Source organism: Methylomonas lenta (assembly GCF_001644015.1).
Classification (GTDB): domain Bacteria; phylum Pseudomonadota; class Gammaproteobacteria; order Methylococcales; family Methylomonadaceae; genus Methylomonas; species Methylomonas lenta.
In genome coordinates, this window is record NZ_LUUI01000001.1 from 1 (window position 1) to 14,570 (window position 14,570).

At 48.7% G+C, this 14,570-nt stretch carries 10 protein-coding genes; 3 read left to right on the top strand and 7 right to left on the bottom strand.

Features of this window, described 5'->3' with window-relative positions:
• Positions 1 to 309: 309 nt before the first annotated feature.
• The gene (locus tag A1359_RS23380) at positions 310 to 441 is read left to right on the top strand and encodes a hypothetical protein (protein WP_269747855.1); all 132 of its coding nucleotides are present in this window, start codon (positions 310 to 312) and stop codon (positions 439 to 441) included.
• Between the two features lie 188 nt (positions 442 to 629).
• Here A1359_RS23380 and A1359_RS00005 read toward each other — a convergent pair whose 3' ends face one another.
• From A1359_RS00005 to A1359_RS00015, 3 genes are all read right to left on the bottom strand, one after another.
• Positions 630 to 2,087 (bottom strand): DUF1254 domain-containing protein, encoded by a 1,458-nt coding sequence (locus A1359_RS00005; RefSeq protein ID WP_198159212.1) that lies wholly within the window; start codon positions 2,085 to 2,087, stop codon positions 630 to 632.
• A 200-nt stretch (positions 2,088 to 2,287) separates the two neighbouring features.
• The gene (locus A1359_RS00010) at positions 2,288 to 3,265 is read right to left on the bottom strand and encodes a DUF1214 domain-containing protein (protein ID WP_066976107.1); all 978 of its coding nucleotides are present in this window, start codon (positions 3,263 to 3,265) and stop codon (positions 2,288 to 2,290) included.
• Between the two features lie 567 nt (positions 3,266 to 3,832).
• Entirely contained in the window at positions 3,833 to 4,495 is a 663-nt protein-coding gene (locus A1359_RS00015; protein WP_066976110.1) for a class I SAM-dependent methyltransferase, read from the bottom strand.
• A gap of 360 nt (positions 4,496 to 4,855) precedes the next feature.
• On the opposite strand from A1359_RS00015, the gene A1359_RS00020 reads away from it, so the two are divergent.
• On the top strand, positions 4,856 to 5,434 hold the full coding sequence (locus tag A1359_RS00020) for a beta-class carbonic anhydrase (RefSeq protein WP_066976113.1): 579 nt from the start codon (positions 4,856 to 4,858) through the stop codon (positions 5,432 to 5,434).
• A 290-nt stretch (positions 5,435 to 5,724) separates the two neighbouring features.
• Complete coding sequence (locus tag A1359_RS00025) at positions 5,725 to 8,838, top strand: efflux RND transporter permease subunit (RefSeq protein WP_066976115.1); 3,114 nt, start codon at positions 5,725 to 5,727, stop codon at positions 8,836 to 8,838.
• A 66-nt stretch (positions 8,839 to 8,904) separates the two neighbouring features.
• Here the strand turns inward: A1359_RS00025 and leuB are convergent, their stop codons facing one another.
• From leuB to leuC, 4 genes are all read right to left on the bottom strand, one after another.
• Entirely contained in the window at positions 8,905 to 10,011 is a 1,107-nt protein-coding gene (leuB, locus tag A1359_RS00030; RefSeq protein ID WP_066976120.1) for a 3-isopropylmalate dehydrogenase, read from the bottom strand.
• Between the two features lie 397 nt (positions 10,012 to 10,408).
• Complete coding sequence (locus A1359_RS00035) at positions 10,409 to 11,947, bottom strand: alpha-isopropylmalate synthase regulatory domain-containing protein (RefSeq protein ID WP_066976123.1); 1,539 nt, start codon at positions 11,945 to 11,947, stop codon at positions 10,409 to 10,411.
• Between the two features lie 385 nt (positions 11,948 to 12,332).
• Positions 12,333 to 12,944, bottom strand: coding sequence for a 3-isopropylmalate dehydratase small subunit (gene leuD, locus A1359_RS00040; RefSeq protein ID WP_066976126.1), 612 nt, complete (start codon positions 12,942 to 12,944; stop codon positions 12,333 to 12,335).
• A 15-nt stretch (positions 12,945 to 12,959) separates the two neighbouring features.
• Complete coding sequence (gene leuC / locus A1359_RS00045; RefSeq protein ID WP_066976129.1) at positions 12,960 to 14,357, bottom strand: 3-isopropylmalate dehydratase large subunit; 1,398 nt, start codon at positions 14,355 to 14,357, stop codon at positions 12,960 to 12,962.
• Positions 14,358 to 14,570: the final 213 nt, after the last annotated feature.

A 14,570-nucleotide genomic window follows, 5' to 3' on the forward strand; every position in this document is an offset into this window, starting at 1 on the left:
TCGCACCTACAGCTGACGATCTTGTTTCATGCGCATTCCTTACCGGTTGGCATGGCAACTGGTAAGGGCGCGAAGCCCGTCTGACAGCTTGAATGACGAAGACTTAAAATAAGGCCACAATTCCGTCAAATGTTGCCATCGGGTTTGGTCAGTTTCGGCTTAATTTAGCCAAACAGTTGAATTGACCTAGATTTGGTCGGCAAATGGCTTGGGTAATCATCATTCAGCCGATTGCTACGGCTTGAAACCATTTGAGCTAACGAGAAATCGATGCCATCATTGCAGCGCACATAACAGAGGATCGCACCTATGAGTTTTGCCACTTTGAGTCAAATATTACTGTTTTTATTATGGCCGGCGTTATTTCTGGTGATTTTGTACTTTAACGATAAGGAAAAGTTTAAACAACGGTTGAAGCAGTTTAAATTTAAGGATTGGTAAAACCGATAACATCGGTCAGTTAATATCCCCATTGTTATCCTAAAGAGAAATCGAATGAATTGATAGCAGCGACTGGAACAGCTTGTGTAATCACGCATTACTAAGCCAATATTCCTCCGATTACGCTACTGCCAATAGGAACTACGCGCTGATCCGGCAAGGACCAGCGCGCGTGTTTCGCGAGCAGATTAATTTGCTTTCACAATGCCCGGTGGTTGCCAGGTGCCTTTGCCCGGAGGGAGAACGGACGGGTCTTTGGTCGTCGGCCAGTAGAGGCGCATCACGAGATAGACGGTATCGTTCGGAGCAGGGAGCCAGTTAGCTTCCTTGTCCCCGCCGGGGTTGTCTTTTTGAATGTACAGGGTGAGCGATCCGTCCTTGCCCTTCTTCATATTCGGAATCATCGGTGAGTTGATGAGGTAGCGGTTGATCGGGTTTTTGATCAGATACTGGGACTTGCCATCATACATGGTGACCGACCAGAAGGCGTTTACCGGCGGGTATTGGCCCGCAGGGAAGGTAATGGTGTAGTTATGCTTGCTGGCATCAAGTGTTTGGCCATTGCCGTCCACGCGGGTCAGCGGATAAACGGCCTCGGCGGCGCTATTGCCGTAGAGGCCTGCTTTGGCTGTACCCGCACGCATGAGCCAGTCGCCGTTGTAGTGCGCTTCATCACCAGGAAGGGAGCCGATTTGCCAACCATTGACGTCGGTCATGCCCGAGGCCAGGAAGGTGCTGATTTTTTCGTCACCGGCCTTCATACCTTCGACGATGGCTTTTTGGCGCTCTGGTGAAAGGTCTTTCAAGTTGAAGGTCTTGTTAGGTCCGATACCAATGCTCGCGAGCTTGGCGCGGATGTTCTTGTCCCTGTCCGTTTCCGGGACGTACGCAAGCGCGGCGTCGAGGTAGCTCCAGAAGTTCTCCTTGATGCCGGCAGTCGTCGCCGGACTGAAGGCAATCGCTGGGGCAGCAGCAGGTGCAGGTTGCTTGAGGAAGGCGGAAAGCGGCTCCACTTTGTAGCCTTCCTGGACCTTGATCACGTTCGGCATGTCTTCAGGGTCGAAGAGCTGGGTGCGGTAAGCGACCAGGGAGAATGGCGTAGTGGAAGTGAACACCTCCTTGATGCCTTCCGGCTTTTCGCCTTTCCAATCAGGTCCGACGACCATGTAACTGCCCGGCTCGTTGCCGGTGGCCCGGCTGCCAATGTAGCCGTAATTGTAGGTATTGCTATCGCACATCATTACGGCGTAGTAGCGTTTCTTTTCGACCGCAGGTACGGTCAGGACGATCGGCTCTGCGCGTAGGTCGAGCCAAGTGAAGGAATAGGGAGTGTCGCTATTCGGTGTGATGACCGCAGTGTCCTTGTAGGTGTAAACGCGCGGCTCGTTTTTGATGTGATTGAACGGCGCCTTGAACTGACTGGAGTTTTTATCTACGGCGTATTCATACATCACCGCGTAATTCATCACGATGGGCAGGCCGTAGATAAAGCCTTCCTCGGCGATGGCCTTGGTTTCAGCGATGCCGGGCGCATTGATTTCATGTTTCTCAGCCAGCGCCACGACGGCATTTTTGGTGGCGCAGCCGGTAAGCAGGGTGACAACGAAGGAAACAGCTAGCGCCCCGGTGATCATTTTAGTATTCATAACACCTTTCTTTTGATTGGTTTCTTGGTTGAGGTTTGCAAACAAACTAATTCGCCTTGACGAAGCCACACCCAAATTTGTTAAAAGGTTATAGGGCATTGGTCCTATTCAACCCAAATTGCTTACAGGAAAACTGCCTGTCGCGAAGGGATGTCATTGGCCGATTCTGCCCATTTTTTAGTTCATAGGTCAGTGACCATTTAGTTCCGCGTTACCGGCGGCCCTGGAAACTTCCAGCTGCCATCGATGATAGCCTCGCTCGGTTCGTACATGCGCACGGCGTAGTTCCAGCCCTCCATGATGGGCAGACAGTTCTCGGTAGTGGTCGTGCAATCCCCGAACCGTATCGTATACGAGCCATCGCTGTTGGGCTTGGCGGTCAAGTTGTTAAGGCTGTATGCCTTGAGGTCGTTCTGTTGAAAATAACCTTTTTCGTTGTAGAGACTGATAGACCAAAAACCTTTCACCGGAACATCCTTTACCGTGAGTTCATATTTGCCGACCGGCAGATCCGGCTGCACATTGATGTATTGCGCGTCCTTGTCCGGCAGGCCGCCCCATGCTGAAGCTGTGCCGATCATGAAGTGAACTGGGTTTACCTCGGCTTTTGAGCCAAAGGCGTGGGTATACCGTGCAAGCCCTTTGGCTAGGTCGAGGATTGGTTCAAGTGTTGCTTTGTAGCTGGCTTTATCGTAGTTCGGTAAAACGTACGCTTCATCGGAACCAGCAGTAATCGTAATCTGGTCCTGAAGTTTGTGGGCGATGGCCAAGTCGGCGGCATCTTCCGGATTGGCAAGCGTGCGAATGACTATACCAACGAATGGAGTATTAAATTTCTCCATGGTTAAGTTGTAGGAACCACCACCGTAAAAGACTTCATTCACATAGCCGTCGTTGTTGATGACCATTAAGGACATGTAGCGTTTGCCGGTATCCGGCAGAGTTACGGTGGCGCCCTTGGAAATATTGACAACACCCAGACTGTAAAGGGTATCGCGGTTCATGCGAATGACATTTTGCTTGTCGATCGGTGTAGGTTCGCGATTACTGTGCACTTTGTTGATACCCTCCGCCAGCTTTATGATGCCTTCGAATTCAAAATCGGTCTGTGCTCTATCGAAATTGTCCACGTTGACAACGATGGCTGAATCATCCGTCGCAGCATAGGCCGCGGGCATCGTTAGTATGCCGGCCAGTGCTATTGATGTAAGCAAAACTATCTGTGGCCTGAATCGATTTCTCATGAGATTTTTCTCCATTATAAAGTCATGAATGTACTTGTAATATGACATGTTTCCAATGAGCTTAGAAAATTTATACCAAACTAACGGGTTACTAAGCTATTTACAGTATATCTACCAAGAAAACAGTGTCGCAACAATTAAGTTTATGAACTGCAGGTATTTTTCCCTTCCATATATCATCCAAACTGCGCCAATAAGCGAAATTGGAGGTTGTCATGTTGACCGTTCCCGTATCCATCAATCAGGCGTGTTCGGAATACAACCCGATAACGTACGGCATTAAAAATCGGTCGATGACGGCGTAATCTTGATTATTCAGACATTGGCAAATAGACGGTCATGAGATATTTTGCAGTTTATTTTAAGATCATCCCTGTCTTTACCCACCACTGGATACCAGTTCCCATAAATGCACTGCAGCCAATGCCGCGAACCTTTACGCAATTGCTTTATCGGATACTCTTTTTGAGTGTTAGTCGCGTCAATCTGCCCGGAATATCCCTAGCGTTTTAATGCCAGCGTTATGCCGTCGGCCACCGGTAATAAGCTGATACTGACCCTAACATCGGCGTGTATCTTTTTATTTAAGGCCCGGATGGCTGCTGTATCATCGTCTTTAAACGTCGGGTCCGCCACTTGACCGCTCCACAGCACGTTGTCCACCATGATCAAACCGCCTTGACGCAAAAGGCTAAGCGACCGCTCGTAATAGCCGTCGTAGTTGCCTTTGTCGGCATCGATAAAAGCTAAGTCGTAGCTACCGGCCAAGCCTTCGGCAAGTAGATTGTCCAGCGTATCCAATGCTGGCCCCAAGCGCAGGTCGACTTTGTGCACAACGCCAGCCAGCTCCCAATAGCGGCGGGCTACGTCGGTATGTTTTTTACTGATGTCGCAAGCGGTAAGTTTGCCGTCCACCGGCAGGGCCAGCGCCAGACTGGTGGAGCTGTAACCTGTGAATACGCCAATTTCCAATATATTTCTCGCCCCGGTCAATTCAACCAACAAAGCCATAAGCTGTCCCTGCTCCGGGGAAATCTGCATATTGGCCAGCGAATGCTTGGCCGTTTCCTCCCGGAGTTGCCGCAGAATAGCCGATTCGCGCAACGAGTTAGCTAAAATGTAGTCGTAAAGACTGTCGGTAACCAGAGTACTTTTAGTGGACATGGCAAAAGATATAAGTAGTTGAGGCGGATAAGCTGCATGCAAACCTTGAAAAAACCAGCCCTAGATACTAACCTGATTATTCCGGCAGTTAAAGTATTCCGTTAATCATAAATCAGGCGAAATACTGATTCGGAGAGCCGATACTTTCCCGTCATCATTGAAAGGCGTATAAATACATTAGCGTTTTTCAATACAGGATAGACGCTACCAGCGACTTTAAACTAATAGTTTATATTTTATAAACTAAACAAAGTCTTTAAACCGCTACAGTGCCTGTATACAATCTGCGGCGGAGATAGTTGCTACACCGTCTGGCTATGTCTTATCAGGCCAGACGTTTTTTCAATCACCGAGGTTCTTATGAGCAAAATTCTAAATGAAGTACTCCTGGCCAACCGCGATTATGTTGCCGGTTTCGACAAAGCCGATCTGGCCATGCCGCCAGCGCGCCAATTCGCTATCCTCACTTGTATGGATGCCCGTCTGGACCCGGCGAAATATGCAGGCTTATCCGAAGGCGACGCCCATGTGGTCCGCAACGCCGGCGGCCGCGCCAGCGACGATGCTATCCGTTCGCTGGTAATATCCTATAAATTACTCGGCACCAAAGAATGGTTTGTGATTCATCACACCGATTGCGGTATGGAAACATTCAGTAACGAAATCATGACCGATTTGTGTGCCAGCAGCCTGGAAACAGCCAGTGTGGATGCATCCGGCTGGCACGATCACGGCGCAGGCCCCGGTTCAACAGAAGCTAAATACATCAACTGGTTAACCATTAAAAACCAGGCAGAAAGTGTATTGGAAGACGTAAACCGCATCAAGGCTCATCCATTAGTACCTGCCAACATTCCTGTGTACGGCTATGTGTATGACGTTAAAAGCGGCAGCTTGATTGAGGTTCCTGAAGCCACAGCAGCAGGACGCGCCAGCTAGTTTTAATTACACACGCTTTCAAGCCGGGTTGTAGAAATCAACCTTAAGCCCGACTTTTCAAACCTAATAACAAAGTTGATAGCCTAGAAGCACGTTCGTGTTTCTGCTCAGTGGACACAAGAGCATCGGGGGATAGATTCAAATCTATCCCCCGTAATCCACCTCCGGGCTACTTTTTCAAAGAATGTGATTATTGCGATCGATAACCACTGCAGCCTGCATTCAGTGATAGACCCCAACTAGCGTGGCAAGGCACAATATGCGACTGTTTGTCGCCTGGTGTCTTTTTCATGCTTGCTACTCTGATTCGATTTTCCATCCGCTATTCCGGTGTTGTCGCGGCCATGGCTATTTTGCTATTGGTCTATGGCAGTTATCGTTTTGAGAATGCAGGCCTGGATATTTTTCCGGAATTCGCGCCTAAGCGAGTAGTTATTCAAACTGAAGCACCGGGTCTGGCTGCTGAGCAAGTTGAAATACTGGTGACACAAGCTATAGAGACATCCATTAGACCATTAATCGGACTGGAGAACCTACGCTCGGAGTCTATTCAGGGCCTGTCCATCATCACCGCTACGTTTGCCGACAACAGCGACATTTATCTAAACCGTCAATTAGTCAGCGAGCGCATGGCCAGCTTAGGACTGAAATTGCCGGCTGGGATTGGTACGCCAGTCGCGGTGCCAATGTCATCTTCGTCTTCCACCGTGTTAACCATAGGCCTGAGTTCTGACAGTCAATCACTGATGCAGTTACGCAATATTGTCGATTGGACCTTGCTACCGCGTTTGCTGGCCATTCCGGGCGTGGCAGATGTCAATGTCTTCGGTGGTGAAGTTCAGCAATTACAGATTCAGGTTAAACCAGAGGCCTTGCAGCGCTTTAATCTGGCTTTGGACGATGTGGTATCTGCTGCTGCAGGTGCGGCACAAATTAGTGGCGCCGGTTTTATTGAAAACAGTAATCAACGGTTTAGCTTGCAAGTCAGTGGACAACCGGCTGATCCTGAACAATTTAAGTCTCTAGTGGTCAAGCGCTTAAACGGTAGCAGTATCACTTTAGCCGATGTTGCCGATATTGCGTATGCCCCCGAACCGCCCATTAGTGCCGCCCAGATCATGGGTAAGCCGGGTGTCGTCATGATGATCATCGGCCAATTCGGCGCCAACACCTTATCTGTGTCGCGACAGGTTGAAACTGTATTAGCCGGTTTTAAACCGTTACTAGCCCTGCAAGATGTGGATTTTTATACGCATTTATTTCGACCCGCCGATTACATAGAAACTTCAGTCAACAATCTGGCCGGCCACTTGTTGTTCGGGGGGCTATTTGTATTACTGATTTTGTATCTGTTTTTATTCAATTTACGCAGCGCTTTGATTGCCGCCCTGGCGATTCCGCTGTCATTAATATCTGCGGTCATTCTGCTATTGGAATTCGGCATCAACCTCAACATCATGGTGTTGGGTGGGCTGGCTATTGCTTTGGGTGAGGTGGTGGACGATGCCATCATAGACACCGAAAACATCTTTCGCCGCTTGCGGGAAAACCAACTTAAGCCCAAGCCCGAGAGTATTGCCCATGTCATTCAGCAGGCTTCGCTGGAAGTACGTAGCTCTGTGGTTTATGCCAGCTTTATTGTGGCTTTGGTTTTCGTGCCACTGTTAACCCTGAATGGCGTAGCAGGTCGATTGTTCTCACCTTTGGGCTATTCCTATATTTTGGCCATTTTAATGTCCTTGTTGGTGGCACTGACACTGACGCCGGCTTTATGTGCGCTGTTACTGAATCGGCATTTGCCACAAGAGATAGACCCGCCTTTAATTCGCTGGTTGAAACCCAGGTATGCTGAGCAACTGAACTGGGTAATAGCACACTTTAAATGGGTTGCATTGAGCAGTATTCTGGTTTGCCTGCTAGGTATCGCTGCTTTTTTGCGACTGGATCACAAGTTTTTGCCGGAGCTGCGCGAAGGCCATTACATTGTTCACACCGCAAGCGTGCCGGGCACCTCTTTACAGGAATCGATTCGAGTCGGAAGTTTGCTGACCGCACAATTTATGCAAATCGAGGGCGTCGAGTCGGTATCGCAATGGGCCGGTCGGGCTGAGCGTGGCGCGGATACTTACGGCAGTCATTACAGCGAATACGAAGTTCGCCTAAAACCGCTCTCCGGTGCCGATCAACAACAGGTATTGGATAGCTTGCGGCAGATTCTGCAGGATTTTCCCGGCATTCATTACGAAGCCAATACCTTTTTGACCGAGCGAGTGGATGAAACTATTTCCGGCTACACTTCGCCGGTGGTGGTCAATATCTACGGTAAAGATCTGGCTGCGCTGGATATGCAAGCAGAAGCAGTAGCCCATCTGATACAAAGCATACCCGGCGCCACAGATGTACAAATGCGCTCGCCGCCTGCCACATCCATGCTGGATGTACGATTAAATCTGGAACAACTCAAGTATCGCGGCATCAGTCCGGCGCAGGTGATGACGTTGCTGGAAACAGCTTACGAAGGCCGTATCGTCGGCAAAAATATTCAGGGCAACCGGATTTATAATGTCACAGTCACATTGCCGGCCAACTTGCGTACTCAGGCCGAATCTTTGCAGCAACTGGCTTTAAAAAATGCAGATGGCGAGCGTGTGCTGCTGGGACAGGTAGCCGATATTCGTCATAGCGAAGGTCGTTACAATATTTTGCATCAAGGTGCTCTGCGCACGCAGACCGTCACTTGCGACGTTAATGACCGGGACATGGATGCCTTTATGCAAGAGCTGAAAAGTCGCATCTTGCAGGAAATAGACTGGGATAGTGATAGTTATCCGGAGTTTATTGGTGCGGCGATGGAGCAAACCAAAGCCCGTAAAACCCTGATCATGCAATCGCTGCTAGCCGGTGCCGGAGTGTTGATGTTGATTTATATTGCCTTGGGCAGTGTGCGACATATGGCGCTGACTTTGCTTAATCTGCCGTTTGCTTTAATCGGTGGCGTACTGGCCGTGGTCGTGACGGATGCATCTTTGTCGGTAGGCTCGTTTGTCGGATTTGTGACTTTATTTGGCATCACTGTGCGTAACTGCATCATGCTGATTTCGCATTACCGTTATTTGACGGAACAGGAAAATCAACCCTGGTCGCTGGCTACTGCGGTACGTGGCGCACAAGAACGCTTGCCTTCTATCCTGATGACGGCGCTGGTTACCGCACTGGCCATGTTGCCGGTGGCCTTCGATAGCGACAATCCTGGCCGGGAAATCATGGGGCCGATGGCAGCGATTATCATCGGTGGCTTGGCATCTTCAACGCTATTAAATTTATTATTACTGCCGGCGATTTTGTTAAGGTATGGCCGCTTTGAGGCGCCAGAAAAAGCATCAGATTGCCCGTCATTCCGGTAGGTATTCCGGAATCCATGCCCGCTTCCCGGCGGGCATGACAACGATATTTATGATGATAAAGTCGAATTAAACTTTTGGCATCTTCAGCAATTTTTCCACCACTTTATCGCCAAATTCGACGGTGCTAATCATGCTTACGCCACTGCCGGGCTTGGATAAGTCTGCAGTAGAGTAACCATCGGCAAATACGCCCTGCATCGCCGCCCAGACATTTTTAGCTTCCGCTTCCATATCAAAGCTGTTTTCCAGCATCATGGCGACCGAGCCGATCATGGAATAAGGATTAGCAATATTTTTGCCGGCAATGTCCGGTGCTGAACCGTGTGAAGGTTCGTAATAAGCTTTGTCAGGACCAATACAGGCCGATGGCATCAAGCCCAGCGAACCCAAAATACCGCCGCCTTGGTCGCTGAGGATATCGCCAAACATATTTTCCATCACCATGACATCAAACTGAGTAGGGTTCAGACACAACGCAGTTGCAGCCGAGTCGACCAGACAGTTCACGACTTGCACATCGGGGTATTCCTTGGCCACTTCTTCCATCACTTCGTTCCACAACACGCTGGACATCAGCACATTACTTTTATGAATATTGTGCAGCAACTTGCGGCGTTTGCCAGCCAACTTGAAAGCTTGGTGCATGATGCGGCGGATTTGCTCTTCATCGTATTCCAGAGTTTCACGCACATAACGCAAACCTTTGTCGTTGATGCCTCGTTCTTTTTCTCCAAAATACAAGCCGCCGACTAACTCGCGCACCATGATCAGATCAATACCTTCACCGATGATTTCCGGTTTAAGTGGGGAGAAATGCGCCAAGGATTTAGGCAGCGATACCGGGCGAAAGTTGGCATAGGTGTTGTAGCGGCGACGCATAGGCAGCAAGGCACCACGTTCAGGCTGTTTATCGACTGGAATCTGTTTGGATTCTTCATGGCTCAAGCCTATCGGACCTTTTAAGATAGCATCAGCTTGATCGCAAATATCTTTGGTCTGTTGTGGAAATGCATCGCCGGTTGCGAAGTATGCACAGGCACCAAATAAGGCAGGCATCAGCTCAAAGCTAACATCGTTGCGTTGTTCAATGACTTTTAAGACTTTCAGCGCTTCTTGAGTGATTTCAGGACCGATACCGTCACCGGCTAATACTGCGATTTTGTAGTTTTTCATGTTTCTGTTTGCTGTTAAGTGTATTGATTTAAATGTTGTAGAACTATTTATCAGTTAGGTCAGGTTGCCGCGATAGCAATTACCTGACGCCTGAAATGATTTTGCTAGGTTTCTGGGGCTTTGGAGTACAAACCTAGGTTTGCACTCCAAATATTTCATCGTTCCCACGCGCCGCGTCACTGCCATTAAGTTAAGGAAGAACAATCCCTTCTCCCTCCGGGAGAAGGTTAGGATGAGGGGATTAAATAAAGCTTTTTTGCCTTATTATAAATCTCCTCTCCCCAACCCTCTCCAGCAGGAGAGGGAGCTTTTTCTTAACTTAATGGCATTGACGCAGAGCATGGGCACCATAAGTTCAAAGGGCACAAGCGTCAGACGACTAACCCGACCTACATTTTTATTGATTAGCCATCTCATGCAACTGGATATTAATCAGTTTGATAGTGGCCAAAATTCCAGCGAATACTTGATTGACGTGCACACCGCGTGTTTTGCGCAATTCGTTGCCGCAATCCCAGGTAATCACACATTCGGTTAGCGCATTGGTGTGACCGCCTTTGGGAATGCGGATTTCATAATCGGCCAAACCGGGCAAATTGTAATCATAGCTTTCGAGTACTTTGCTGATAGCGTCGATAAACGCATCAAAACCACCACTGCCAGCACCTGTTGCCTGGTGCTTGTCGCCTTTAATTTCGACACGTATGCTGACGGTAGAGGGCAAATCCAGGCCACTGTTGATGGCACAAGCCAACAATTTAATATGCTGGTAACTCTTGCTTTCCAGTACGTCGGCAATAATAAACGGCAAATCTTCGGTAGTGATGGTTTGTTTGGAATCGCCCAGGCTGACGATGCGGGCCAGGACTTTCTTCTGGTCTGCTTCGGAAAGATCCATTTCCAATTGTTCCAGATTTTTTTTCAACGAAGCTTTACCGCTCATTTTTCCCAGCGCATAACTGCGGATACGCGAAAAGCGTTCCGGCCCCAGCTTTGTTTTGTACAAACCGCCTTTTTGGTCGCCATCTGCATGAATGCCAGCGGTTTGGGTAAATACATCGGCACCCACTATCGGCGTGTTATCGGCTACGCGTTTGCCGGAAAAGTTTTCCACCATATCGCTGATGCGAGCCAGATGACTTTCATCAACCGATAATTCCATTGCCATTTTATCGCGCAACACCACAGCCACTTCTGCCAACGAAGCATTACCCGCCCGTTCACCCAGGCAATTAATGGTGCAATGAATCGCGCTGACACCGGCCTTTACTGCGGCCATGACGTTGGCAGTCGCCAGACCATAATCGTTGTGCGGATGAAAATCAAATTGCAGTTGCGGATAACGTTTACACATGTCGTTCAAACTGGCGAACACTTCGTCCGGCGACATCACGCCTAGCGTATCCGGCAACATAAAATGACTGACGTGACTGTTTTGCAAGCGCTCCATCAGTTCATAAACATAGGCAGGGCTATCTTTATAGCCATTGGACCAGTCTTCCAGATACAGATTGATCTTTAGGCCTTGTTGATGAGCATAATTGATAGTTTGCAGTACATCGGCACTGTGCTGATCCAGGGTTTTACCGAGTTGTTCCCGACAATGCTTTTCGCTGCCTTTAGCCAACAAATTAATCACCTTGCCGCCAGTAGAGCGTATCCAGTCGACACTACGGGTATGATCCACAAAGCCCAGCACTTCAACACAATCGGCAAAACCTTCCTGCTGCGCCCATTGATTGATATGGCTGACAGCTTCTTTTTCACCTTCCGAAACCCGAGCCGAAGCCACTTCGATCCGGTCTACGCGTAAAGATTGCAACAGCGCCTTGGCAATACTGACTTTTTCCATCGGTGTAAAAGCCACACCTTGGGTCTGCTCGCCATCACGTAGCGTGGTATCCATTAGCTGGATGTGTCTTGAATGTGTGGACATGATTTTCGTTTTTTGTTGCTACGTAGCTCCGATTAGCGATAGCGCAATCGGAAGGGGGAGAGTAACTTCATGCGTACGATTACGCTATCGCTTTTATGCCCTTTAGGGTAAATCGTACCTACGCGGGCTATTTGGTTGTCAACTATCAGTTTTTTCATAAGATTTCATTCAAAGCAAATATCGCAGGCTCGGTAGAGCGGCAGCGAAACCCAGCGTTTAGCATTTTATGCTGGGTTTCTTTGCATTCAACCCAGCCTACGACCCTTAGGTTGTTTTACATTTACATAGCTACGTAGCTCCGATTAGCGAACGCGTAATCGGAGGGAATGTTGAGCCCGCGTAGGGCGCATTAGCGATAGCGTAATGCGCCGAGAGATTTATGTTTCTAAACCCAAAGCCAAGGAAAAGCCTGCTTATGCTTTTGCTCATACTGATCAATTTTATCGACATGCTTTAAAGTCAAACCAATGTCATCCAATCCGCTCAACAGGTTGCCTTTGCGGAATGGATCGATTTCAAAGCTAAAGCCATTGCCGCCGGGTGTGGTCACCTGTTGATTTTCCAGGTCTACCACAAACTGCACACCTTCGTTTGCGGCAATTTCTGCCATCAATTTATCCAACTGCGCTTTATCGACTTTAATCGCCAGAATGCCGTTTTTGAAACAATTGTTGTAAAAAATATCGGCATAGCTGGTGGAGATGATGGTGTTAAAACCATAATCGGCGATCGCCCAAGGCGCATGTTCTCTGGACGAGCCACAACCAAAGTTGTCGCCCACCACCAGAATATGTGCGCCTTTAAAAGCCGGTTTATTCAATTCAAATTCGGCGTTATCGCTACCATCGTCATTAAAACGCCAGTCGTGAAACAAATGCTGACCAAAGCCGCTGCGTTCCACTTTTTTTAAGAACTGCTTAGGAATAATTTGATCAGTATCGACATTGCTGCGGTTCATTAATGCGGCAATACTTTCGTGTTTTTTGTACGGTTGCATAATTCTTTCCGTTTCTTATAATTTGCGAATATCGACGAAATGTCCAGCTGCTGCGGCGGCTGCGGCCATGGCGGGTGATACTAAATGCGTACGACCACCTTTGCCTTGACGACCTTCGAAGTTGCGGTTTGAAGTTGACGCGCAGCGCTGGCCTTTGGTTAATTCATCACCATTCATCGCCAAACACATGGAACAGCCAGGTTCGCGCCATTCCCAACCTGCATCGGTAAAGATTTTATCCAGGCCTTCTTGCTCGGCTTGCTGCTTGACGTGATAAGAACCAGGCACGGCAATCGCGGTAACGCCATTAGCTACCTTGGTGCCTTTTGCCACTTCAGCGGCGATGCGAAAATCTTCGATACGACCGTTGGTGCATGAGCCTATAAAGACAAAATCAACCGGAATATCAGTAATTTTGGTGTTGGGCTGCAAATCCATATAGGCCAAAGCGCTTTCGCAGGCTTTACGTTTGCCTTCGTCGCTAAAACTTTCCGGCGCCGGCACAATACTATCAACTCCAGTCACTTGCTCAGGCGAAGTACCCCAGGACACTTGTGGGGCAATTTCGGCGGCATCTAAAATAACTGTGGCGTCGAATACTGCGCCTTCATCGCTAGGCAGACTTTTCCAATAAGCCAACGCCTGATCCCAATACTCGGCAGATGGAGCAAATTCGCGGCCTTTCAAAAATTCGTAGGTTTTTTCGTCGGGTGCCACCAAACCGGCTCTGGCACCGGCTTCTATCGCCATATTACATAGCGTCATGCGGCCTTCCATCGACAATGCAGTGATCGCAGAGCCAGTATATTCAATTACATAGCCAGTACCGCCCGCCGTGCCAATTTTGCCGGTGATAGCCAAAGCAATATCTTTTGCAGAAGCGTATTTGGAAAGCGTGCCATTGACCACGATTTGCATGGTTTTGGATTTTTTCTGCGGCAAGGTTTGGGTAGCCATCACATGCTCGACTTCAGAAGTTCCGATACCGAATGCCAACGCGCCAAACGCGCCGTGTGTTGCAGTATGGCTATCGCCGCAGACCACCACCATGCCTGGGTGAACGAAACCGTGCTCGGGTACCACGACATGAATCACACCGTTATTCGGGTTTTTCATGTCATACAGATTCAAGCCGTTTTCCTTGCAGTTTTCTGCCATAGTCTCGATCTGCTTCTTGGCAATCGGATCGGCAATTGGCAAATCGCGGTTTTTGGTGGGTACGCAGTGATCCATCGTCGCCAGAATACTGTGAGGATTGCGCACCTTACGTCCGGAGATCCGCAGGCCTTCAAAGGCTTGCGGGCTGGTCACTTCATGCATCAAATGACGATCAACAAAAAGCAAAGGTGCCTGTCCATCTGCATCAACCACAAGATGGCTGTCCCAGATTTTTTCATACATGGTCTTTTTCATAACGTATTCCAAAGCTTGCATAACGACTCAACAGCGAGCGTATGACGTGTTAAGGGGGCTATCGAGCACATAGTAAAACTATGCATAGCCGGCTATTTTCCCCTAAAACAGATCTTTATTGCAATTTGACGTCAATTAAAAGGCTGCAGTGCCTGAATATTGGTTGTGATATTGAAAAAATCCTGACTCATCGTTCCCATGCTCTGCGTCAAT

What these genes read in the sequence shown, in the direction of transcription:
- A1359_RS23380 (WP_269747855.1), top strand. Translation starts at nt 310, where the DNA reads ATGAGTTTTGCCACTTTGAGTCAAATATTACTGTTTTTATTATGGCCG.
- A1359_RS00005 (WP_198159212.1), bottom strand. Translation starts at nt 2,087, where the DNA reads ATGAATACTAAAATGATCACCGGGGCGCTAGCTGTTTCCTTCGTTGTC.
- A1359_RS00010 (WP_066976107.1), bottom strand. Translation starts at nt 3,265, where the DNA reads ATGCCCGCGGCCTATGCTGCGACGGATGATTCAGCCATCGTTGTCAAC.
- A1359_RS00015 (WP_066976110.1), bottom strand. Translation starts at nt 4,495, where the DNA reads ATGTCCACTAAAAGTACTCTGGTTACCGACAGTCTTTACGACTACATT.
- A1359_RS00020 (WP_066976113.1), top strand. Translation starts at nt 4,856, where the DNA reads ATGAGCAAAATTCTAAATGAAGTACTCCTGGCCAACCGCGATTATGTT.
- A1359_RS00025 (WP_066976115.1), top strand. Translation starts at nt 5,725, where the DNA reads ATGCTTGCTACTCTGATTCGATTTTCCATCCGCTATTCCGGTGTTGTC.
- leuB (WP_066976120.1), bottom strand. Translation starts at nt 10,011, where the DNA reads ATGAAAAACTACAAAATCGCAGTATTAGCCGGTGACGGTATCGGTCCT.
- A1359_RS00035 (WP_066976123.1), bottom strand. Translation starts at nt 11,947, where the DNA reads ATGTCCACACATTCAAGACACATCCAGCTAATGGATACCACGCTACGT.
- leuD (WP_066976126.1), bottom strand. Translation starts at nt 12,944, where the DNA reads ATGCAACCGTACAAAAAACACGAAAGTATTGCCGCATTAATGAACCGC.
- leuC (WP_066976129.1), bottom strand. Translation starts at nt 14,357, where the DNA reads ATGAAAAAGACCATGTATGAAAAAATCTGGGACAGCCATCTTGTGGTT.